Raw genomic sequence first — 21720 nt, 5'->3', positions numbered from 1 at the left:
GCCCGAAGGGGCGCAACAGGGACTGATGCGCCCGCGATGAGGTACATGGATGTACCAACTCCTAACCTTGAGAGCCGCAGCCCTCCGAATGATTTCAGAGCACAGCGAATAGGCTTCATCGGGGGCGTCGTCCGTCAAGATAAAGAGCCTTGGTTACTTGCTTTGCGCGTGCGCGCCAGCAAGGCGCAATACGCGTCATCAAACCGCTCTGATACCCCAGCCTGCACCGGCTCCAACAGGGCCACCTTAATCTCGTCTCAATGATCGCAATGGGTCGAGGCAAGATGAAAGTGCTCTTAGAGCAACAGCTTGAGCGTCAGGGTGATGGTGGCGAAGGACAGCACTGTCGTCACCAGCAGTATGCTGGCGCAGAGGCTGCGATAGCCATAATTGCCGCCGATGATAGGGTAGATGCTCATCATCGGCATGGCGGCCATCAGTACCGCCGCCAGTTGCAGACGCGGATCGAAATCCGGTAGCAGCCAGATCAGCAGCACCATCATCAGCGGGTGTAGCGCCAGCTTGCCCACCACCACCAGGCTGATTTCCGACACACTGCCGCGCAGCGAACTGTTGACCAGAGAGCCGCCGACCACAAAGAGTGCCACCGGAGCGGCAACGCCGGCGAGCATGCCAAGGCTCTGATTGACCACTGCCGGCAACTGCAGTTCGATGGCCGAGGCCACAATGCCTGCGACTATGGCGATGATCAGCGGGTTTTTCATGACCCGCACCAGCACCGACTTCCAGGCGCTCGCCAGGGTCGTACCGTTCTGGCGCCCCACACCGTATTCAATCAGCACCAGCGCCAGCGGAAAAATCAGCATGTTTTCGATCATCAGGCCCATGGCGAAGGCATTGGTGGGCGGATCGTCAAATACCTGCAGCAGTACCGGATAGCCAAAGAAGGCACTGTTGGACAGCGCCATGCCTATCCCTTTTACGCCGCCGGCGGCAATGGAATCGCGGAACAGCCATTTACTCAGCCCAATACCTGCAGCCAGTGCCAGTGCAGACCCCAGGCCGTACACCAGCATATAGGTCGGGTCTATGACCTCCCTGAACTTCATGTTGGTAATAGTGCTGAAAATCAGCACCGGCATGGCGAAATACATCACCAGGCGGCCGAGGCCAGGGATGGCGTCGCTGGGCATCAGCCGTGTCCGCACCGCCACAAAGCCCAGCGCAATAAGTATAAAAATTGGCGCTGTGATGGACATTACAGCCAGCATGGGTGCCTCCGTGGCAACAGGATATCAGCAGATTTTTTGGGGGATCAGCGCAGGGCATGCGCCTGTTGCAACAGGGTATCGAGCCAGACGCCGGTAGCGCCGTCGCCCAGCAGGCGTTGCTGCATCTGGGCAACATTGAGCTGCATACCGCTGAGGCGTGCCACTATCTCGAACAAATGCTCATCGCCCGCGATAGCCTGCTGGCAGGCATCCTTGAGCAGCTGTGCTGCCTGGTCGCGGGGCATGCTGCGGGCCAGCTCGAAGGTGGCGGCTTCGGCGTAGATGACGCCGTTAAAGGCGCCCAGGTTCTCAAGCATGCGCGGGGCATTGATCTCGATAAACTGCAGTGCTTCAAGGCCGTGGCGCAGCGCCACGGCGGTGGCCATCAGCTGCTGTGGCAGTACCAGCCACTCCTGTGCCCAGCTGCTGCCACTGCGCTCGTGCTCGTGCAGCATGGCCTGGTGCATCTGGCCGACCAGACCTGCGTTCTGGCGGGCCATGGCAAGGATAATCTCGGCGTTCACCGGATTGCATTTCTGCGGCATGGTGGAGGAACCACCGCCATTGCTGAAGCGGATTTCGCCAACCTCCGTCTGGGACAGCAGCAGCCAGTCCTGGGCGATCTTGCCCAGCGCGCCGGTGGTCAGACCGAGCCAGCCAGACAGCTCCACCAGGGCATCGCGCTGGGTATGCCAGTTGCTGCCACAGGCCAGATCCAGCCTGCGGGCCAGGATCTGGCCACTCAGATCGGCCTTGTCGCCCATGGCGGCCAGGGTGCCCACGGCGCCGCCGAGCTGGGTTTTCAACACGCGGGGTTTCAGTTCTTCAAGGCGCTCAAGCTGGCGCAGCAAGGGTGATAGCCACTGTGCTACCTTGAAACCGAAGCTCATGGGCACGGCCTGCTGGGTGCGGGTGCGTCCGGCAATCAGGCTGTTGCGGTGCGTCTCGGCCAGGTCCGCCAGGACACTGATCAGCGCCCTGATGCGGCTTTCATGCAATGCGATCAGTTCGCGGCAGTTCAGAATCAGCGCGGTATCGACAATATCCTGGCTGGTGGCACCAAAGTGTACCCAGCGTGCCTGTTCGGCCGGCAGGACATCTTTCAGCGCCTTCACCAGGGCCGGCACCGGCACACCGGCAGACGCCGTGCCTGCGGCCAGGCTGGCAGGGTCTGGAATAAGGGACGCCGCCGCCGCGGCAATGGCGGCGGCGGCGTCTGCGGGTATCAGGCCGGCTTCGGCCTGGGCCATGGCCAGCTCCCCCTCGACCTTGAGCATGGCGCTAAGCTGGGCCTGGTCATTGAGCCAGAGCCCGGCCTCGGTGTCGGACAGCAGGGTCTGATAGAGGCCGGAGTCGAAGGGGGATACCTGAATCATGATGCCTGTCGCCGATGTAAAAGGAATTGGGGGTTAGCCTGAGTGTAACGAAACCCGGGTGGGTGCGGATCTCCTGTTCGCACACCGACGACCTCCTGCCGCCAGCTACCCGGTTGTTCGGTCAGACGGCTTCCAATGCTATGGCGATCCCCTGGCCGACACCGATGCACATGGTAGCCAGCGCATAGCGCTTGCCACGGCGTTTCAGTTCCAGCGCTGCGGTGCCGGTGATGCGTGCGCCCGAGGCGCCCAGCGGATGACCCAGGGCGATGGCGCCGCCGTTGGGGTTCACCTGTTCGGCGTCGTCCGGCAAGCCCAGGTCGCGCAATGTTGCTAGTGCCTGGGAGGCGAAGGCTTCGTTCAGTTCGATCACATCGAACTGATCAATGCTCATGCCCAGTTTCTGGCACAGTTTCTGGCTCGCAGGCGCCGGGCCAAAGCCCATGATACGCGGCTCAACGCCGGCCGTCGCGCCGCCGAGTATCTTGGCGATAGGTGTCAGGCCATATTTTTTCACCGCCTCTTCAGAAGCAATGATCAGTGCCGCAGCACCGTCGTTGACGCCCGAAGCATTGCCAGCGGTAACGCTGCCGTTGGTGCGAAAGGGGGTGCCGAGCTTTGCCAGAATTTCGGCCGTGGTATCGGCACGGGGGTGTTCATCCTGGGCGAACAGGATCGGGTCCTTTTTACGTTGTGGGATGCTCACCGGCACGATTTCTTCGGCAAAGATGCCGGCGGCCTGAGCTTTGGCGGCGCGCTGCTGCGAGCGCAGCGCAAAGGCGTCCTGGTCGGCACGGCTGATGCCGAACTGCTCTGCCACGTTCTCGCCGGTTTCCGGCATCGAATCAACGCCGTATTCGGCCTTCATCTTCGGATTGACGAAGCGCCAGCCGATGGTGGTGTCGTGCACTTCGTTAGTACGCGAGAAAGCACTGCTGGCCTTGGGCATCACGAAGGGGGCGCGGGTCATGCTTTCGGTGCCACCGGCAATCATCAGATCGGCTTCACCGGCCTTGATGGCGCGGGCTGCCATCAGGATGGCATCCATGCCCGAACCACAGAGGCGGTTGATGGTGGTGCCGGTCACAGCGGTCGGGTAGCCGGCCAGCAGCAGCGACATGCGCGCCACGTTGCGGTTGTCTTCACCGGCCTGGTTGGCACAGCCGAAGATGACGTCATCGATGGCACTCGGATCCAGCTGCGGATTGCGCTCCAGCAAGGCTTTGAGCGGCACGGCGCCCAGATCATCCGGGCGTACCGTGGCCAGGGCGCCACCAAAGCGGCCAATGGGGGTGCGCACATAGTCGCAGATATAGGCAACGGTCATGTCTATCTCCTATTGGCCTGCGTGGGCGCGGGCGGTGCGTTCGTTCAGGGCACGCAGGGCTGCGAGCTCAGTATCATTGGGCGCCGGTGTCTCGACCACCTGGTCGGCGAAGCGAATGGCCCAGCCGGTATTTTCTGCAATCTGCTTGCGGGTCACACCCGGGTGAATGGAAGTGACGATGAACTCCTTGGATTCGGGGTCCGTTTCCATGATGCACAGATCCGTGGTCAGGCGGCTAGGGCCCCGGGTCTTGATGCCAAGGGCTTCACGTTCGGTGCCGGTCTTGCCATGGCCCAGAGAGGTCATGAAATCGATGTTATCCACAAAGCCGCGGGACGACTGCTTCATGACGATAAATATCTCGCCGCAGGAGGTCGCAATCTCGGGGGCACCGCCACCGCCTGGCAGGCGGACTTTCGGATTGTTGTAGTCACCGCCGACCACGGTGGTGTTGAGGTTGCCGAACTTGTCGAGCTGGGCGGCGCCCAGGAAGCCGACGGAGATGCGTCCGCCCTGCAGCCAGTAGCGGAACATTTCCGGTACCGCCACTGTGGTGACGGCGGTATCGCAGAGTTCGCCGTCGCCGATGGACAGCGGCAGTACATCGGGCTTGGTGCCGATGGTGCCGGATTCGTAGATCAGGGTGACGTCGGGGGCATGGGTCAGGCGGGCCAGGTTGCAGGCTGCGGACGGCATGCCAATACCGACGAAGCAGACATCGTCGTTGCGGATGGCGCGGGCCGCGGCCACGGTCATCATTTCGGTCGCTGTGTAATTCATCTGGTGGCTCCTGTTACTTCTGGGCCTGGGTAAAGGCAACGCGGCTGGCGAAAACTTCAGGACCTGCGTTCAGTACGTTTTCCTGCATCCAGGCCTGGAAGCCTTCGCGTTCGCTGGCGATCGGGTCCCAGGCCTTGTAGAAGGCGTTGTCGCGCTCGTAGTAACCCTTGGCATAGGACGGGTGGGCGCCTCCCGGTACCTGCACCACGGCTTTCAGTGTCCAGTTCGGTAATACGCAGGCATTGGGATGGACGTCATCGAAGTTATCGACGATTTCTTCCACAGTAACGATGGCGCGTTTCGCGGCCAGCACCGCTTCCTTCTGTACACCGACGATACCTTCGATCAGAACATCACCTTTGCGGTTAGCCTTCTGGGCATGAATGACGGTGACATCCGGGCGGATGGAGGGGACCGAAGCGAGGCGCTCGCCGGTGAAGGGGCATTCGATAAAGCGAATATTGGGGTTCACCTCGGCGAGACCTGCGCCCAGGTAGCCGCGAAAGACCGCACACGGCAGGCCCGCAGCGCCCGCTTCATAGGCGTTGGCCATGGCGGCGTGGCTGTGTTCCTCGATCTCGAGCTTGTGGGGCCAGCTCTTTTCGTAGGCATCACGGAAGCGACGCAGGGAGCCGACGCCGGGGTTACCGCCCCAGGAGAAGATCATCTTTTTGACACAGCCCATGCCGATCAGCTGATCGTAGATCAGGTCCGGCGTCATGCGGATCAGGGTTAGGTCCTTGCGCTGCTGGCGGATAATCTCGTGTCCGGCAGCGTAGGGAATCAGGTGGGTAAAGCCTTCCAGTGCAACCACGTCGCCGTCAAAGACGTTGGCGGCGATCGCTTCTTTTAACGATACAAACAGGGTCATGCAAGGATCCTCGGAAAACGAATGCAGCCGTGTTGGCAGCGGGGCGCGCAGCCCCGCTTTCGGTGCAGTTAAAACTATATTTTTTGAGGGGCTATCAGGCCGCAGGCAGGCTTAGCAGGGCGCGGGCCTCAGCGGGCGTGGCGACGGTGCGACCATGATCGACCACCATGCCGGCCAGACGCTCCACCAGCTGGGCGTTGCTCTTGGCCAGGGTGTTCTTGTCAAAGCGCACATTGTCTTCCAGCCCCGTGCGCACGTGGCCGCCCAGCTCCAGTGCCCATTTGTTGAGTTCGAGCTGATGCTTGCCGATACCGGCGGCCGTCCAGGTGCCGCCGGGGCAGACCTTTTCGTACTGCTTGATCATGAACTCCAGCACTTCGCGGTTGGCCGGAATGGCGTTCGGAATCGAGGTCACGAACTGCAGATGTACCGGTGCCTTGATCAGGCCGCGCTCCACCAGTTTGGCGGTGTTGAACACCATCGACAGGTCGAAGGCTTCGATCTCGGGTTTGATATCGTACTTCAGCATGCGCTCGGCCAGATCATCGATCAGCGCCGGCGAGTTGGCATAGACGATGGAACCGAAGTTGACCGAACCTGTGGCCAGGGATGCCATATCGGGCTTGAGGTGCAGCATGCCGCCACGCTCGTCGCCCTGGCCGCTGCGCCCGCCGGTGGAAAACTGAATGATCATGCCGGGGCAGTGCTTGCGGATGCCGTCCTGTACCTCGGCGAAGCGTGCCGGATCAGACGAAGTGCTGCCATCTTCATTGCGCACGTGCAGGTGTACCAGGGTCGCACCGGCCTCGAAGGCTTCGTGGGTCGACTCTATCTGCTCGGCCGGGGTGATGGGCACCGCAGGATTATTGGCTTTCTGTGGCAGGGAGCCGGTGATGGCAACGCTGATAATACAGGGGCGAGTCATGGCTTTATCCTTGTTAGAAATTAAAGAACACGGTTTCGTGCGGGCCCTGCATATGGATGTCGAAACGGTATTCCACGCCGGTGGACGTTTCATGGCGCGTGGCGATCAGGGTGTCGCGACGGGCGCTATCTACCTTGTTCAGTGCCGGGTCTTCGGCGTTGAGGCTGGCCTCGTCGCTGAAATACAGCCGGGTGTAAGCATGATTCGGCAGGCCGCGCATAAACAGGATCACCGAGATATACGGTGCCCGGCCGTCTTGCACGGCACCGGGCTTGATGGTGTCAAAGCGAAAGCTGTTATCCGCCGTGGTGCCGGTGCCGACGCGGCCAAAACCCTTGAAGTTCGGGTCCAGCGGGCGGGACTGGCGGGCATCGTTGGGGTGATCAAAACGCCCGGCGGCATTGGCCTGCCAGAGTTCGATCATGGCATCGTTGATGCGCTCGCCCTGGCCATCGAACACCTGGCCGACAATGCGGATGCGCTCGCCCAGGGTCTCGTCACTGGCCATGGCGCCGCTGGCGATCTGGCTCTGGGGGTAGTGATACTGTTCGGCGGTCAGGCCATAGGCAAAGTAGGGGCCTACGGTCTGGGACGGTGTCTGCTTCAGTGACATGAATTAGTCCTCCATTGGGGTGGCATTCACGCCACGCAGCACGATGTCGAAGATATATCCCAGGGCAAAGCCTTCTTCGGTCACATCGATCGAGAAGTCCGCCACCATGCGCTCGCGGGCACCGGCCGGCACCGATGCATAGATAGGGTCCAGCGCCAGCAACGGGTCACCGGGGAAATACATCTGGGTCACCAGACGGCTGGCAATGGAGGGCCCGAACAGGGAAAAGTGAATATGGTTCGGGCGCCAGGCGTTGCTGTGGTTGCCCCAGGGATAGGCACCGGGCTTGATGGTGTAAAAGCGATAGCAACCGTTTGCGTCGGTCAGACAGCGGCCGGAACCCAGGAAGTTCGGGTCCAGCGGCGCATCGTGCTGATCGGCCTTGTGCACGTAGCGGCCGGCGGCGTTAGCCTGCCAGACTTCTACCAGAGTGTTGGCGACCGGGTTGCCATTTTCGTCCAGCACGCGGCCGGTGACCACAATGCGCTCGCCCTGGGGCTCGCCGTTCACCTGGCCGTTTTTGGTCAGGTCATGGTCAAGCGGTCCCAGCACTTCGGCGCCGTAGGCGGGGCCGGTCAGCTCGGACAGTTCGGGATCTATGTCTACCAGGCTTTGCGATACGCCGCGCAGCAGGGTGGATTTGTATTCGGGGCTGATATAGGCCGCATGGCTGGCCCAGTCGCGCTTGGTAATAGTACTCATCTCAGTTCTTGCCTCCATTAATAGCGATTCCCATGCCGGTGTAGGTTTCCTTGGCGATGCGAATGGCGACATTGGATGCGGGCACACCGGCGTAGACGCCCAGGTGCAACAGGGTTTCACGGACTTCGTCCAGGGTGGCACCGGTGTTGGCGGTGGCACGGATATGCATGGCCAGCTCTTCGTCGTGGCCCAGGGCCGCCATCAGGGCAATGGTGATCAGACTGCGATCACGCTTGCTCAGCGTGGGTCGGCTCCAGACTGAAGCCCAGGCGCCTTCGGTGATAAAGCTCTGGAAGGGCTCATCGAAGGCGGTCTTGTTGGCTTCGGCGCGATCAACGTGGGCATTGCCCAGTACCGAGCGGCGTACCTGCATGCCCTGCTCGTAGCGGCTCAGGGGTTCGGTTACCTCGGCGAGGAAGTCGCGAATCAGCGCGGCCAGGGCTTTGGGCTGTTCAACACAGGGCAGGTGACCGGCATTGGCCAGCAGTTCAAAGCGCGCGTTTGGAATCAGCTCTGCGGTGGAGCGCACCAGGTCGGGTGGCGTGGCGCCGTCTTCGTCGCCCACCACGCAGAGCGTGGGCTGAGTCAGCGCGGCGGAGCTTGCGGTCAGGTCGGCATCGCGAATGGCGGCACAGGTGCCGATATAGCCTTCCACCGGCGTGCGCACCATCATGTTGCTCCACAGAGTGACTTCGGCGGCTTTTTCCTGGCGGAAGGCGGCGGCAAACCAGCGTTCCATCACGGCGTCGGCAATGTACTCCAGGCCGTGCGCATGTATCGTCTCAATGCGGGTTTCCCAGATGGAGGCGGGACCTATCTTGTGGGCGGTGTCACACAGGATGAGATTTTTCACCAGCTGCGGGCGTTTGGCGGCGACGCCCTGGGCGATCATACCGCCGACCGACAGGCCGCAGAGCGTGACCTGGCTCAGTTCCAGCGCATCCAGCAGACCGATCAAATCGTCGATATGATCATCGAGCTGGTAGGGGGCCGGCGGGCAGGACGACAGGCCGTGTCCGCGCTTGTCGTAGCGCAGGAAGCGAAACTGCTGTTTCAGTTCGGGCAGCAGAGGATCCCAGACCCGCAGGTCGGTCCCCAGCGAGTTTGAAAAAACCAGCAGCGGCAAATGCGATGGACCGTCCAGCTGGTAGTGGATGAATTCTCCGTTGAGCGACAGGCTGTGCATAGTCATTGACCCTGGTGTGGTTGCAGCTTATGTCTCTACTTTCTCCGACTTCTTATGATATGTAAAATGACGTTTAATGGTTTTTATATATTCTTATTGATATGCGTGTTGGGGTCCGTCGCTTTAATTGCCAGGGCTACATCCCGCACTGCGTTCATAAGCAACTGCAGCGCGGGCGATGCAATGGTATCGGCCCGGGTGGTCAGGCCCACGGGGCCGAGGGTTTCCCGCGTATCCAGCGGCAGTTCACTGAAGATGCCATCGGCAATTTCCCGCGCCACCACGCCCCTGGAAATGATCCAGATGGCATCGGTCTGGCGGATGTACTCCTTGCCGAAGCCATCGGACACGGTTTCGATGCGATCGTGCAGTGCACCTATGCCCTGGCTGATCAGGTAGCGCTCGACGGTGGGCGCTATGATGGAATCCTTGGGCGGGTAAAGCACTGGGTAGGCGCCAAGATCCCGCACATTCAGCGCAGGGTTCTGCAACAGCGGATGCTCTGGGCGTACCGCGAAGGCAATGCGTTCAGAGTACAGGTGCTGGAAAGAGAGCCCGGCCATCAGTTCGGGTTCGGCAAGGCGACCGACCACCAGATCAAGTTCGCCCACGCGAAGCTGGCTTAACAGCAGTGCATTGGGCCCGGTCTGCAGGTTCAGGGTGACATCAATGCCGCCCTGGCGAAAACGTTGCACGGCCCTGGGCAGAATACTGGTGGCCACGGTCGGCAGTACGCCAATACTGAGGCGCAGCTTGCCGCGCTGCTGGGCCTGGGCAATGCTGTCGGTGCCTTCACGCAGTGCCGCCACACTGGCACCGGCGTATTTCAGAAATACCTCGCCAAACTGGGTCAGTTCCACGCCTTTCTTGCTGCGTTCCATCAGGCGCACGCCCAGCATTTCCTCCAGTTCCTTGAGCTTTTTTGACACCGCAGGCTGGGTCAGCGCCAGCACGTCGGCGGCGCCGCCGACGCTGCCCTGGCGTGAAACTTCCAGAAAGCATTGCAGATGACGGTACTTGATGCGGTTCTCAAGCATGGAATACTCCGGTAATTCGTCTAAAGTATAGGGTGTTTTTTAAATCATTGAACGCATAGCGATTTTTCATTTTAGATGGCTAAATATAGCTAATGTTATATCGAATTCGATATTTAAGTAGGCGCATTATTCATTTATCACCGCGGCATCACCAGAGTAGTGTGGTCGCAATGACAAATTTCAGCCGCCTGCGCCAATGCATGGGCGCGGCAATGGCCCAGGCATCTTCGGGAATACAGCATGAAAACGGCACTCGCGACGGTCACGATTTCAGGTTCACTGCAGGAAAAGCTGCGCGCCGCGGCGCAGGCGGGCTTTGATGGCGTGGAAATTTTCGAGAATGATCTGACTCAGTTCGATGGCACGGCGCGGGATCTGCGCCTGATGGCGGAAGATCTGGGGCTTGAAATCATTGCGCTGCAGCCGTTTCGCGACTTCGAGGCGATGCCGGAGCCCTGGCGCACGCAGAACTTTTACCGGGTGCAGCGCAAGTTCGAGCTGATGCATGAACTGGGTACCAAGCGACTGCTGATTTGCAGCAATGTGTCACCCCATGTGATCGACGATCGCGACCGTGCCGCCGCCGACCTGCACGAACTGGCGGAGCTGGCGCGCCAGCAAGACTTTATCATCGGCTACGAGGCACTGGCCTGGGGCCGCCATGTGGCGGATTACGATGTTGCCTGGGATATCGTCAAACGCGGCGATCATGCGAACCTGGGCATTATTCTTGATAGCTTTCACATGTTTGCCCGCGGCAATACGCTAGATGTGCTGCGCGACGAGATTCCCATCGACAAGATAGCGCTGGTGCAGGTGGCCGATGCGCCACGGCTGCAGATGGAAGTACTGCACTACAGCCGGCACTTTCGCTGCTTCCCGGGGCAGGGGGACCTGCCGGTGGTGGAGTTCGTGCAGTGTCTGCGGGACAAGGGCTTTGACGATTACCTGTCCCATGAAATCTTTAATGATGAGTTCCGTTCCTCATCGCCGCTGGAAAAGGCGGTGGACGGCATGCGCTCACTGATCTGGCTTGATGAGCAGACGAGCGCTGCGCCCGCCCAGGCGCCTGCGTTTGAGCTTACAGTCGCACCCGTACCGCAGCCCGAGATCACCGACGTCGAGTTTATCGAGTTTGCCGTCGAAGGTGACAGTGGCGCCGAGCTGGTGGCATTGCTGCAAAGTCTGGGCTTTCGCGAAACTCACCGCCACCGCTCCAAGAATGTCAGCCTGATGCGCCAGGGCGACATCAACCTGGTGCTGAACCGCGAGCCCCTGAGCCAGGCCCATGAGCACTATCAGGCCCACGGCGTGTCCATCTGTGCCCTGGCCTTTGCCACCACTGACCTTAGTGCCATGCTGGCGCGGACCGAACGCTATCGCAGCAGCCGTTTTGCCAATCAGGCCGGCCCTGGCGAGCTGAATATTCCGGCCATCCGTGGCATAGGTGACAGCCTGGTGTACTTTGTCGAACGCCCGGGCAAGTTCCGCTTTTTCGATATCGACTTTGTGGCGCTGGAAGATGCCGGCGAGCCCCGTGTCGGGCTGCAGCGCATCGATCATATTGGTCAGACGGTCTCCAATACCGATTTCCTGTCGGCGTCCTTTTTCTACAAGTCGCTGTTTGGGTTTGAGGTTGAAGCCAGTACGGATCTGCCGGACATCTATGGCCTGGTGGTGAGCCGTGTCGCCAAGAACCGGGATGGCCGGGTGCGGATTCCGCTGAACATGACCGCCGCGCGGGAAGCCTCGGCGCAGCGCTTTATCCACAAGGCCAAGGGGTCCGGCGTGCAGCAGATCGCCTTTGGCTGCGAGGATATCTTTGCGGCGGCAACTGCGGTGGGCGCTGAACAGTTGCTGCCTATTCCGGAAAACTACTACCGTGATCTGGATGCACGCTTTGCACCTGAGCCCGAATTACTGGCGCGTCTGCGCAGCCTGAATATTCTGTATGATCGCAATGACGACGGCGAATTCTTCCACTTCTATACCCGCGAAGCCCACGGTGTCTTCTTCGAGGTGGTACAGCGCATTGGCGATTACGACCGTTACGGCGAAGCCAATGCCCATATCCGCATGGCGTCCCAGGCCCGCCAGTATAGACGCGACGAGGGGCTTTGAGCGGCGGTTAAGGCCATTAGTTATTTGTAATTTGTAATTAGTGATTAGTTATTAGTTATTAGTTAGCAGGGCGGGTGAGGTGCGCATGGCACAAAGCTTGTCATGGCTTTGCTACTTGGGCTGTCAATATCGCCTCAATCGGTTCCGCAGCATTTCCAGATAGTTGAGGGCGGCACTCCGGCCCCGTGAGAAGCCGGCGAGCACTGCGGCTATTTTTCGGTCAGGCCCTTCAGGGGCGAGGCAGGGATGCCGAGCCGCAGATCCGATAAAAGCCGTGCAGGCTCTTAACCTTGAAGGCAGGCGCCCGGAAAATCGTTCCAGCGCGCAGTGTGAAGGCTTCTTAGGGCGTGTTTCTTTTGCTTACTTTTCTTTCGCACGAGCAAAGAAAAGTAAGGCGCCCAAAAGGGCGAAAAAGGGACTATCCGACCATTGTGATGCTTGATTGACTAGACCTCTCTACACGGAGGCGGTGCATTCGTTTACCTGCCCAGCACCACTTGCTCGCTAAAACTGGAAGAACCCTTTTTTGAGGAAAGTCGGAGCCTGCAGGAAGCACCCGGTTATCAGAACTCGACCTGCAGGTCGCCATCGACCTGGGTGCAGCAGGACAGCACATAGCCCTGCTCGATCTCCTCGGCGCTGATGCCGCCGTTGTGCGCCATGGTGGAGCGACCATCGATGATGCGCACCCGGCAGGCACCGCAGATGCCGATACCGCAGGCCTTGGGTATGTTGATGCCGGCTTCGGCGGCGGCCTCGTTGAGGTTGCAGCCAAGGGCGACCTCGATGCTCTGGCCGGAATCCGCGAAATTGACCCGGGCCATCTCCAGTTCGACGAGTTCTGCCTGCTGGGCTTCGTCGGCATGCACCTCGGCCTGGCGCACATCGCGGGCTGGCGTAGCGTCGAAGGATTCCTCGTGATACCGGCGCATATCAAAACCGGCCAGCTCCAGCAGGGTGCGAATGGCCTTCATGTAGGGCTCGGGGCCACAGCAGAAGACTTCGCGTTCAAGGAAGTCCGGAGCAATAAGCTGCAGCATATTGATATCGACCCGGCCGCGGTAGCCGCCCCAGACCTGGCCCACGTCGTGGTGCTCGCAGACCAGATGCAGCTGGAAATTGCCGATGCGCGAGGACATGTAGTCCAGCTCGTGCCGGTAGATTACATCTCCCGGGGTGCGGGCGCTGTGGACGAAGGCGATATCGACTTCTGTGTCGGTATCAAACCACCAGCGCGCCATGGACATCACAGGGGTAATGCCAACACCGCCGGACAGCAGCAGGACTTTCTCGGCCGGGTAATCCAGGCAGTTGAACTGGCCCACAGGGCCATGCACGGCGATCTGATCGCCGGATGTCAGGTTGTCGTGCAGCCAGTTGGAGACCTCTCCGCCGGGGACACGCTTCACTGTGATCGAGAAGCTGTAGGGAATCGAGGGCGAGCTGGAAATGGTGTAGGAGCGCATGACGCGCTGGCCGGCAATCTCCAGCTCCAGGGTGACGAACTGCCCGGGCTTGAAGAAAAACAGCACCGGCTGACCCATGCTGAAAGTAAAGGTGCAAACGTCTGCGGTTTCACGGATGACCCGCACGCAGCGCACCAGGTGGCGGCCGTTGCTCCAGGTCTGGGTGCGGACCGTGTCCAGAAACTCGCTAGTGTTGAAGTGGGTCATCGATTTTACCTGTTCAGCGTCCCGGCTCGCGCCGGGAGGGTTACATTTCAATGCCGGCCTGCCATTCCTTCCAGCGCATGGTCATGTTGGCGCCAACCGTCAGAAAGGGCTCGGGTGGCAGCTTCCTGGGCTGCTGGTGGTCCAGAAATTGGGTCAGCAGTTGAGAGCTGCCGAGTACGGCCTGCTCGGCGGCCATCATGCCGGACAGGGTGCCTTTCACCGTCCCAAGACCATTCTGACAGGCGGCTGCCCAGACTCTGGGTTCAACTTCGCCAAAGGCGGGCGTGGAGTTCAGGGAAAGGCACAGTCGTCCTCCCCAGCGATACTCCATCTCAACCCCCTTGAGCATCGGAAAACGATTCTCAAAAGAGCGATCCTGTAACCTTGCCGCTCTTTTCATATTTTGGGTGGAAGCTTCAATCGACTGGTTCAGGGTCGCGTGATTGCGAATCACAATACGATCCCCACTGCCCATAAAGTCAGAGCTGCGACGTACCGTTGTGCCCATGGGATCGGCGGGCAATACACCCCAGTTACTGGCACCACCCAAACGCTTGGCTTCTCCTGGCGTCAGGGCCCGGGTCATGGATGCGTAGGTAAATACATGCAGCAGCCTTTTCGGGAAGAAGCCAAACGACTGAATATGACCATTGACCGCCAGAATAACCCCCTTGGCTTTTACCACGCCTCCGGGGGTGACCAGTTTATGCACAGCGCCGAGTTCCATGCTGGTGACAGGGCTGTTTTCATAAATGCTGACCCTGGCGCTCAGGCCCTCGGCCGCCTGACGAATAAAGGCCGCCGGCTGTATCATTACTGCCCCGGGCGTAAAGAGCCCGTTTCGATAAAAATCACAGCCTGTCCACTCTTTCATTTCCGACGGGTCCATTAATCGGAAGCTTTCACCGAGCGTGGTTAAATGCTCCTGGTAACTGGCAATATGCTGTTCGCCGCGGGCTGAACCCGCTGCGGTGACTTTTCCGCATGGATTAAATACGGCTTTTGGCATGCTGTACTCAGTGGCCATTTCGTCGGCAAACCGGATGGCTTCGCGGTTTAATTTAATCTGCCGCAGGTCATGTTCATGGGCACCGGCATAGGTCTCCGAGCTCAGATCATGGGGCAAGTCGATCATAAAGCCGCTATTGCGCCCGGCGGGGCCATCGGCCAGTCGCTTTGCTTCCAGCAGCACGATCGACTCAGTCCCGACCAGCTGAGACAGCCTGCGGGCTGCGGCGATACCGGTGAAGCCGCCGCCAACAACGACCCAGTCAGCATTGATATCCCCGTTCAGGCGTGGGTACTCTGATGCCGGTGTCAAAATACTGTTCCAGGCCGCGGGACCTGGATCCACAGGTAAACGCTTAACTTTTATAGTTTTGGTCATAGAGTTGTCCTTCTGAACCGGAACCGGGTAACTGCGCAGGTGAGGGCCATGCGCCTGGAACTTTGGCCCGTCGCCGCTAATTGCAGTACCGGCCCGGTTAGAACCTTTGGCTATCAGTCAGACAGATCAATCCAGATAGTTTTCAGCTGGGTGAACTGATCATGTGCATGAATGGATTTGTCGCGACCACCAAAGCCCGACTGCTTGTAGCCACCGAAAGGTGTCGATACATCGCCTTCGCCAAAGCAGTTCACGGTGACGGTGCCTGCACGCAACGCCTGAGCTGCACGCATGGACGTTTTCCCATTGGCCGTGAATACCGAAGCTGCCAGGCCGTATTCGGTATCGTTGGCAACGGCGATGGCTTCTTCGTAGCTGCTGACGGTAATGACAGACAGAACCGGTCCAAAAATCTCTTCTTTCGCCAGACGGTCGCTGTTTTTCACACCGTCAAAAATGGTCGGCATTACATAGCAGCCGTTTAGCGTGTCTCCACCCAAAATCAGAGTGTGGCCTTCATCCTTGGCGATCTCGAGATATTCACAGACCTTGCCAAAATGTACCTTGTCGACCAGGGCTCCGAGCTGGTTCGACGGATCCAGAGGATCGCCGGTTTTCCAGTCTTTGGAGTGATGCAGCACCCGCTCCATCAGCTTGTCCTTGATGCCTGCCTGTACAATCAGGCGGGAACCCGCTGAGCAGTTCTCGCCCATGTTCCAGAAGGCGGCGGCGACAACCTGGGCGGCAACTTTATCCAGGTCTTCGGCATCATCCAGCACGATGCAGGGGTTCTTGCCACCGAGCTCCAGTACCACTTCCTTTATATTGGAGTCGGCTGAGTAGCGCAGAAAGCGACGGCCGGTTTCTGTCGAGCCGGTGAAGGTCACCATGTCGATGTCCATATGGCTGCCAATCGCCTCGCCTACGACACTGCCGCTGCCGGTCACGATATTCAGCACGCCATCAGGCAGGCCTGCCTGGGTTGCCAGCTCGGCAACACGCAACGCCGTCAGTGATGTCTGCGCGGCAGGCTTAACGATCATGGAGCAGCCTGCTGCTAGTGCGGGCGCAATTTTCCACGCCAGCATCAGGATCGGGAAGTTCCAGGGCAGTACGGCGCCAACAACGCCAACGGGTTCACGCACCACCATGGCGACGGCGTCATTTCCGACCGGTGCTGTCTGGTCGTATATTTTATCCATCAGCTCTGCATGCCAGCTGATAGTGTGCGCCACTTCCGGAATATCGATGGTGACGCAGTCAAGAATGGGCTTGCCGGAGTCGATGCTTTCCAGCACAGCCAGCTCGCTGGCGTTCTGTTCAATCAGTTTGCTGAGCTGAATTAAAACGTTCTTGCGTTCTGTTGGATGACGCTTGCTCCAGACGCCCGTATCAAATGCTGTGCGCGCCTTGGCAACGGCAAAATCGACATCGGCAACAGTGCAGGCCGCGATCTGGGTGATCAGCTCGCCGGTGGCCGGATTTGTTACGGCGATGGTTTCTCCGTCGCTGGAAGGGCGGAAGCCACCATTAATAAAGCTCATGGAGGGCGGCGTCAGCTTCGCCGCAATCTCTTTATATTCTTCATGGGTCAGCAGATCAGACATTACTTGGCCTCCGATACAATGTTAGCGATATTCAGTTTCAACTCTTTGACTACCTGAGCCATGGCCGTTTTCTCATGCTCACTCAGGCCCAGCAGAGGCTTGCGTACTGTTCCGGAAAAACGGCCGTCCAGGGTTACACCGTGCTTGACGCTCTGAATAAATTTGCCGCCCTGCTCAAGCACGCTCATCAGTGGCATCATCGCTGCCATGATGCGGCGACCTTTGGCGAAGTCGTTTTCCAGCACGCAGGCGTTATAGAGCGCAATGTGCTCTTTGGGCAGGAAGTTGGAGCCGGCGCAAACCCAGCTTTTGGCGCCCCAGGCAAAGAACTCCAGTGCCTGGTCATCCATGCCGCAAGCAACCTGGATTTCGGGGTAATCATTCATCAGCATATGCAGGCGGTTGATATCTCCCGAGCTCTCTTTAATGCTGCAGAAATTGGGCGACTCAGCAATCAGGTCAAAGAATTCGGCTTCCATATTTATACCCATCCGGTCTGGATAGTTATAAAGCATGATTGGAAGGTTGGCTGCCCGGTCAATTGTCAGTGCGTGCTGTGCCAATTCCTGCTGAGTCGGCAGTGAATAGGGAGGCGTAGCAACCAGAAGAACATCGGCCTCATGTTTAACAGCCGCTTCTGCCAGCTTAACTGAGGCTGCAGGGTCGATTGATCCGGTTCCGAAGATGATCTGCAATTTATTACCGCAGACCTGGCGTGCGATTTTCAGTAATTCAACACGCTCTTCGTGGCTCTCCACATAATACTCACCTGTGGTACCACCAATCATAAGACCCTGAACGCCGGACTCAAGCAGAAACTGTACATGCGATGCATAGGCATCGTAATCGATGGAATAGTCTGCCTTGAAAGGCGTAATTACCGGCGTGTAAATTCCTTCGAAGTGCATATTAATTAACCTTCGTTATGATTGTCGTGTCCGAATTGGCGCGAAATTAAAAGGTCCAAGCCTGATAGATCGCGGATAGGAAAATTCTAAGAGGGGAGTGGAAAAGCCACAATCAACCTTTTTATCGCAAATAGCATAACGATAGGTTATCAGCAAAATGGGGGTGCGAAAGCCGGCCCTGGGCCGGCGCTGTTGTTCTGTGAATAGGCATCCAGAAGCCTCGATGAGGCGCCTGCAACGGGAGCGATTCTGGGGCGATTTGCGGGCTATTGCCCGGGGTGTTTGTGCTGCGCTCTTTGCTGCGGGCAGTCGGCAGTCAGCTTCCCACAAGACTGCCCTGTGATAGATGCGGGCAGTTTGGAGGCGAAGTTACGGCTATGCGTTTTTGTGGATCTAGCAGGCTGCTACTCGGCTGGTGGCACAGCGGTTAGCTCTTCTTCTACGCACGCCAGCATCCAGTTACGGAACAGGCAAAAGGCTTCATTGTTGGTCTTGTTATCGGCGTAGGTCAGGTAATGCAGTTTTTCCTTCAGCTCCACTACCGGTGTCACCGGTGCCACCAGACGCCCGTCGGCCAGCAGCGGCGCTACCAGGTGATGCCAGCCCAGGGTCACGCCCTGATTGTTCAGCACCATCTGAATCAGCATGTTGTAGTCGTTGGCATTGAACAGGTGATAGCTGTCATCAACGCGGGCGTTGGCGCCTATCTTGAAAAACGAGAACCAGACATTCCAGTCCAGATGTTCTGCCACCTGGGAGCGGCCATAGGGGCTCAGGTTCAGCAACACGCTGTCGCGCAGTCCCTCAAGGCTCGCCACTTCAGGATGCTGGCGCAGATACTCGGGGGTGCAGATCGGGTAGATAAGGTCATGGAACAGCGGGATTGAATGGTAGCCCTCGCGGGGGTCGGCGACCTTGTTGATGAATATATCTGGCGAGACGCCGGGCTCCATTTGCAGGAAGTTTTCCGTGGTCACGACGTTGAGGTCGACATCCGGGTTAGCGGTGAAGAATGCCGGCAGGCGACGGGACAGCCAGAGCGCGGAAAAGGCCGGGGTGCAGCAGATGGTCAGCATCTTCTTGCTGCTGCCAAGCCCCTGTACGCGTTCGGCGGCCTGGGCGATATTGACGAAGGACAGGTAGGCGGCATCGTAGAAGATGGCGCCGGCTTCGGTCAGTACCACTGCGCGCCCGGAACGCTTGAAAAGCTCGATGCCAAGGCTGGCTTCGAGTTCGCGAATCTGCCGGCTGATGGCCGCCTGGGTAACGCACAGGGCTTCGGCCGCACGGGTGAAGTTCTGGTACTTGGCGGCCGCCACAAATGACCTCACTGCCCTGAGTGAGGGCATCTTGACCAATACTTTGTCCGGTTCAGCGTGTTTAACCATAACGATACGTATTTAATAACCTTGATAAAAAGTCGCTTTGCCCGCCGGGGAGGGGCTTCTAGACTGGTTGCCATGATAAAAGCAGCCGGCTGGCACCACGGCCCTGATCCCAAGCAGCTTGCCATAAAGCAGGCCGCGGGGACAGACGGGTTACAGATTCAGACCCTGTGACCCGGGGCGGCACACCTGCGTATCAATAACTGCGAATCCCGCCGTGACTGGAGTGAGGAAATGACAACAAAAGCGAAGACACTGGCCCTGATCAATCAGCGCAAGCCCCGCCATGCCCTGAGTAGCGAGCTCTATTCGGATGCCGATGTGTATGAGCAGGACCTGGAGCAGATCTGGCACAAGGAGTGGATCTTTGCCGGTCACAGCTTCGAAATCCCGAAAGCCGGCGAATACCTGACACTGCAGATCGGCAAGTATCCGGTGCTGGTGGTGCGCGATGCCAAGGGGGATGTGCGTGCCTTCCACAATGCCTGTCGTCACCGCGGTTCGCGTATCTGCTCCCAGGCCCAGGGCAAGGTGGCCAAGCTGGTGTGTCCTTACCACCGCTGGACCTACGACCTGGATGGCAAGCTGCTGTTTGCCGCCAACATGGGCGAGTCTTTCAAGACCGATGACCATGGCCTGGAGCCGGTGCATTGTGAGGTGGTGAACAGCTATATCTATGTCTGCGTTGCCCCAGAGGCGCCGGATTTTGAAGCATTCCGCGCAGAAGTCGCGCCCTTTATCGAGCCCCACAACCTGGATAACTGCAAGGTGGCCTTCGAGTCCAACCTGGTGGAGAAGGGTAACTGGAAACTGGTATTCGAGAACAATCGTGAGTGCTATCACTGCGACGGCGCGCACCCGGAGCTGCTGAACTCCTTTATGGAAAACCTGGCCGTGGCCGGTGTCGGCGGTGCCGAAAGCCCGGAACTGGTGGCCTACTGGGATCGCTGCGAGGCAGCCGGTCTGCCGAGCCGCCTGGTAATGGACCCGAACGGCTATCACCGCATGACGCGCATTCCGCTGTTCAAGGATGCCATCAGCTACACCATGAACGGCAAGCCTGCGGTCAAGGGGCGCCTTGATAACACCGATGAGCAGAATATAGGGGCGCTGCTGTATTTCCGCTACCCCTCTACCTGGAATCACTTTTTGGGCGATCATGCCTTGAGCTTTCGCATCCTGCCCCTGGGCGCGGGTGAAACCCTGGTCACCACCAAGTGGCTGGTGCCGGCCACCGCTGAAGAAGGCAAAGACTACGACCTGGACAACCTCACAAAAGTCTGGCTGGCCACCAATGACCAGGATCGTCAGCTGGTGGAAGAGACCTTCAGGGGCGTCAGTTCGCCATCCTATATTCCGGGCCCCTTCTCGGACCTGGCGGAAAATGGTGTTTGTCAGTTCGTTGACTGGTACTGCGCCACCATGCAGAAAAAACTGGCTGACTAAGCAGTTTTACCCTCCCTAGATGCCCATGCTTGCTGGCGTGGGCGCAATTCCTGTGCCGCCTGCGGGACTGAATGCATGCAAACTTTTGAACCCAATTACCCGCGGGAGTACGTTCGTGGCTTCACGCTGGTGCTATTGGCCGCCTTTTGTTACGGCCTGCAGCCTTTCTTTGCTCACTTTGCCTATGCCGCTGGCGCTGATCCGGTTGGGCTATTACTGATCCGTTTTAGCCTGGCTGCCGGCATGATGCTGCTCTGGTTGAGGGTAAAGCGTGTGCGCCTGCCTTCGGTCCGCCTGCTGGGGCCGACACTGCTGATTGGCATCGGTTACGCGGCGTCGGCGCTGGGGTATTACAGCGCCAGCCGCAGTACATCGATCAGCCTGGCGGTGATTCTGATGTTTTCCTTCCCGGCCTTTGTCACGCTCTATGCGATCCTGTTCCAGAGTGAAACAGCGAGCCCTGGCCGCCTGCTGAGTCTGTTGCTGGCCTGTGGTGGCGTAGTGGTGGCAACCGGGCTGCACATACAGGGGGATATTGTCGGTGTCGCCTGGGCGCTCTTTGCAGCGCTGAGTTATGGTGCCGCCATCATTTACGGCACCGCGCGGGTGCCGCCGCAAAATCCGCTGGTTTCGGCGACGGTGATTTTGCTCGGCGGTGCCCTGACTTTTGGTTGTGCCTGGTGGCTCAAAGGCGGCAGCTGGCCACAGACGCCGCTGGGCTGGTCGGCCTGCCTGGGGCTGGCCCTGTTTGCGACTATCCTGCCGATAGCAACCTTTGTCAGTGGGTCGCCGCGCATTGGCGCCTCGGATGCATCGACGTTATCGACGCTGGAGCCCATAGTGGCGGTATGCATTGCGATTCTGCTGGTTGGCGAGGAAATGTCCCCATCACTGCTCGCCGGCGGTGCCATGGTGGTGATTGCGGCCGTGCTGCTGTCACGCAGCCGTGGCACCCGACTATCACCATAACGCGAGGTTATGATTTAAACGCCACAAATGTCGTTGGACGCTAGGCCCGTAACTCCATAAATTATTGTGTAGCAAATAACAAAAACGTACTGGTTTATTGCAAGTAACAAAGCTCGACAAAAGTTTTGTTGGTTGTATTTTTTTGCCATGAACCCTGCGGAATAAAAAGTGAAAC

At 58.9% G+C, this 21720-nt stretch carries 18 protein-coding genes; 3 read left to right on the top strand and 15 right to left on the bottom strand.

All coding sequences use genetic code 11. From position 1 onward, the window contains the following. Positions 1–296 precede the first annotated feature (296 nt). The 10 genes from MPRO_RS04900 to pcaQ form a co-directional block, all read right to left on the bottom strand. On the bottom strand, positions 297–1232 hold the full coding sequence (locus tag MPRO_RS04900) for an AEC family transporter (RefSeq protein ID WP_067288117.1): 936 nt from the start codon (positions 1230–1232) through the stop codon (positions 297–299). A gap of 44 nt (positions 1233–1276) precedes the next feature. Next, positions 1277–2608, bottom strand: coding sequence for a class-II fumarase/aspartase family protein (locus MPRO_RS04895; RefSeq protein ID WP_067288113.1), 1332 nt, complete (start codon positions 2606–2608; stop codon positions 1277–1279). A 121-nt stretch (positions 2609–2729) separates the two neighbouring features. Next, entirely contained in the window at positions 2730–3935 is a 1206-nt protein-coding gene (pcaF, locus tag MPRO_RS04890) for a 3-oxoadipyl-CoA thiolase (protein ID WP_067288110.1), read from the bottom strand. Positions 3936–3944: 9 nt separating this feature from the next. Further along, positions 3945–4715, bottom strand: coding sequence for a CoA-transferase subunit beta (locus MPRO_RS04885; RefSeq protein ID WP_067288107.1), 771 nt, complete (start codon positions 4713–4715; stop codon positions 3945–3947). 13 nt (positions 4716–4728) lie between these two features. Continuing rightward, positions 4729–5586 carry a CoA transferase subunit A gene (locus MPRO_RS04880; protein WP_067288104.1) on the bottom strand — a complete coding sequence of 286 codons (858 nt, stop codon included), beginning with the start codon at positions 5584–5586 and terminating at the stop codon, positions 4729–4731. A 94-nt stretch (positions 5587–5680) separates the two neighbouring features. Beyond that, positions 5681–6511 (bottom strand): 3-oxoadipate:acetyl-CoA acetyltransferase, encoded by an 831-nt coding sequence (locus tag MPRO_RS04875; protein WP_067288101.1) that lies wholly within the window; start codon positions 6509–6511, stop codon positions 5681–5683. A gap of 13 nt (positions 6512–6524) precedes the next feature. Further along, positions 6525–7124, bottom strand: coding sequence for a protocatechuate 3,4-dioxygenase subunit alpha (gene pcaG, locus MPRO_RS04870; RefSeq protein WP_067288098.1), 600 nt, complete (start codon positions 7122–7124; stop codon positions 6525–6527). A 3-nt stretch (positions 7125–7127) separates the two neighbouring features. Further along, complete coding sequence (gene pcaH / locus MPRO_RS04865) at positions 7128–7826, bottom strand: protocatechuate 3,4-dioxygenase subunit beta (RefSeq protein WP_245635030.1); 699 nt, start codon at positions 7824–7826, stop codon at positions 7128–7130. A gap of 1 nt (position 7827) precedes the next feature. Beyond that, on the bottom strand, positions 7828–9012 hold the full coding sequence (gene pcaDC, locus MPRO_RS04860) for a bifunctional 3-oxoadipate enol-lactonase/4-carboxymuconolactone decarboxylase PcaDC (RefSeq protein WP_067288093.1): 1185 nt from the start codon (positions 9010–9012) through the stop codon (positions 7828–7830). Positions 9013–9095: 83 nt separating this feature from the next. Then, positions 9096–10049, bottom strand: coding sequence for a pca operon transcription factor PcaQ (pcaQ, locus tag MPRO_RS04855; protein WP_067288090.1), 954 nt, complete (start codon positions 10047–10049; stop codon positions 9096–9098). Between the two features lie 240 nt (positions 10050–10289). Here pcaQ and MPRO_RS04850 point away from each other — a divergent pair, with 240 nt between their 5' ends. Beyond that, the gene (locus tag MPRO_RS04850; RefSeq protein WP_067288086.1) at positions 10290–12170 is read left to right on the top strand and encodes a bifunctional sugar phosphate isomerase/epimerase/4-hydroxyphenylpyruvate dioxygenase family protein; all 1881 of its coding nucleotides are present in this window, start codon (positions 10290–10292) and stop codon (positions 12168–12170) included. 563 nt (positions 12171–12733) lie between these two features. Here the strand turns inward: MPRO_RS04850 and gbcB are convergent. From gbcB to MPRO_RS04825, 5 genes are all read right to left on the bottom strand, one after another. Beyond that, complete coding sequence (gene gbcB / locus MPRO_RS04845) at positions 12734–13843, bottom strand: glycine betaine monooxygenase reductase subunit (RefSeq protein WP_067288083.1); 1110 nt, start codon at positions 13841–13843, stop codon at positions 12734–12736. A gap of 40 nt (positions 13844–13883) precedes the next feature. Next, positions 13884–15230, bottom strand: coding sequence for an NAD(P)/FAD-dependent oxidoreductase (locus tag MPRO_RS04840; RefSeq protein ID WP_067288081.1), 1347 nt, complete (start codon positions 15228–15230; stop codon positions 13884–13886). 113 nt (positions 15231–15343) lie between these two features. Then, the gene (locus tag MPRO_RS04835; RefSeq protein WP_067288078.1) at positions 15344–16837 is read right to left on the bottom strand and encodes an aldehyde dehydrogenase; all 1494 of its coding nucleotides are present in this window, start codon (positions 16835–16837) and stop codon (positions 15344–15346) included. Further along, complete coding sequence (locus MPRO_RS04830) at positions 16837–17745, bottom strand: dihydrodipicolinate synthase family protein (RefSeq protein WP_067288075.1); 909 nt, start codon at positions 17743–17745, stop codon at positions 16837–16839. Before MPRO_RS04830 ends, MPRO_RS04835 begins: the two co-directional genes overlap by 1 nt. 404 nt (positions 17746–18149) lie before the next feature. Next, positions 18150–19094 carry a LysR family transcriptional regulator gene (locus tag MPRO_RS04825; RefSeq protein ID WP_281177145.1) on the bottom strand — a complete coding sequence of 315 codons (945 nt, stop codon included), beginning with the start codon at positions 19092–19094 and terminating at the stop codon, positions 18150–18152. 270 nt (positions 19095–19364) lie between these two features. On the opposite strand from MPRO_RS04825, the gene MPRO_RS04820 reads away from it, so the two are divergent. Together MPRO_RS04820 and MPRO_RS04815 are read left to right on the top strand one after the other, a co-directional pair. After that, positions 19365–20576, top strand: coding sequence for an aromatic ring-hydroxylating oxygenase subunit alpha (locus MPRO_RS04820; RefSeq protein WP_067288070.1), 1212 nt, complete (start codon positions 19365–19367; stop codon positions 20574–20576). Positions 20577–20651: 75 nt separating this feature from the next. Continuing rightward, positions 20652–21545, top strand: a complete 894-nt coding sequence (locus MPRO_RS04815) for a DMT family transporter (protein WP_067288067.1) — start codon at positions 20652–20654, stop codon at positions 21543–21545. The last annotated feature ends 175 nt before the right edge of the window (positions 21546–21720 follow it).

The organism is Marinobacterium profundum (assembly GCF_001528745.1).
In the GTDB taxonomy this organism is placed as follows: Bacteria; Pseudomonadota; Gammaproteobacteria; order Pseudomonadales; family Balneatricaceae; genus Marinobacterium_A; species Marinobacterium_A profundum.
Note: the sequence above shows the minus strand (reverse complement) of the source record. Positions and strands in the feature narration are given on the sequence as shown.

Bases quoted from the DNA above. Each gene is read 5' to 3' on its own strand.
- MPRO_RS04850 (WP_067288086.1), top strand. From the start codon at position 10,290: ATGAAAACGGCACTCGCGACGGTCACGATTTCAGGTTCACTGCAGGAA.
- MPRO_RS04815 (WP_067288067.1), top strand. From the start codon at position 20,652: ATGCAAACTTTTGAACCCAATTACCCGCGGGAGTACGTTCGTGGCTTC.
- MPRO_RS04835 (WP_067288078.1), bottom strand. From the start codon at position 16,837: ATGTCTGATCTGCTGACCCATGAAGAATATAAAGAGATTGCGGCGAAG.
- MPRO_RS04820 (WP_067288070.1), top strand. From the start codon at position 19,365: ATGACAACAAAAGCGAAGACACTGGCCCTGATCAATCAGCGCAAGCCC.
- MPRO_RS04880 (WP_067288104.1), bottom strand. From the start codon at position 5,586: ATGACCCTGTTTGTATCGTTAAAAGAAGCGATCGCCGCCAACGTCTTT.
- gbcB (WP_067288083.1), bottom strand. From the start codon at position 13,843: ATGACCCACTTCAACACTAGCGAGTTTCTGGACACGGTCCGCACCCAG.
- pcaDC (WP_067288093.1), bottom strand. From the start codon at position 9,012: ATGCACAGCCTGTCGCTCAACGGAGAATTCATCCACTACCAGCTGGAC.
- MPRO_RS04825 (WP_281177145.1), bottom strand. From the start codon at position 19,094: ATGCCCTCACTCAGGGCAGTGAGGTCATTTGTGGCGGCCGCCAAGTAC.
- pcaF (WP_067288110.1), bottom strand. From the start codon at position 3,935: ATGACCGTTGCCTATATCTGCGACTATGTGCGCACCCCCATTGGCCGC.
- MPRO_RS04875 (WP_067288101.1), bottom strand. From the start codon at position 6,511: ATGACTCGCCCCTGTATTATCAGCGTTGCCATCACCGGCTCCCTGCCA.
- MPRO_RS04885 (WP_067288107.1), bottom strand. From the start codon at position 4,715: ATGAATTACACAGCGACCGAAATGATGACCGTGGCCGCGGCCCGCGCC.
- pcaH (WP_245635030.1), bottom strand. From the start codon at position 7,826: ATGAGTACTATTACCAAGCGCGACTGGGCCAGCCATGCGGCCTATATC.
- MPRO_RS04895 (WP_067288113.1), bottom strand. From the start codon at position 2,608: ATGATTCAGGTATCCCCCTTCGACTCCGGCCTCTATCAGACCCTGCTG.
- MPRO_RS04840 (WP_067288081.1), bottom strand. From the start codon at position 15,230: ATGACCAAAACTATAAAAGTTAAGCGTTTACCTGTGGATCCAGGTCCC.
- pcaG (WP_067288098.1), bottom strand. From the start codon at position 7,124: ATGTCACTGAAGCAGACACCGTCCCAGACCGTAGGCCCCTACTTTGCC.
- MPRO_RS04830 (WP_067288075.1), bottom strand. From the start codon at position 17,745: ATGCACTTCGAAGGAATTTACACGCCGGTAATTACGCCTTTCAAGGCA.
- pcaQ (WP_067288090.1), bottom strand. From the start codon at position 10,049: ATGCTTGAGAACCGCATCAAGTACCGTCATCTGCAATGCTTTCTGGAA.
- MPRO_RS04900 (WP_067288117.1), bottom strand. From the start codon at position 1,232: ATGCTGGCTGTAATGTCCATCACAGCGCCAATTTTTATACTTATTGCG.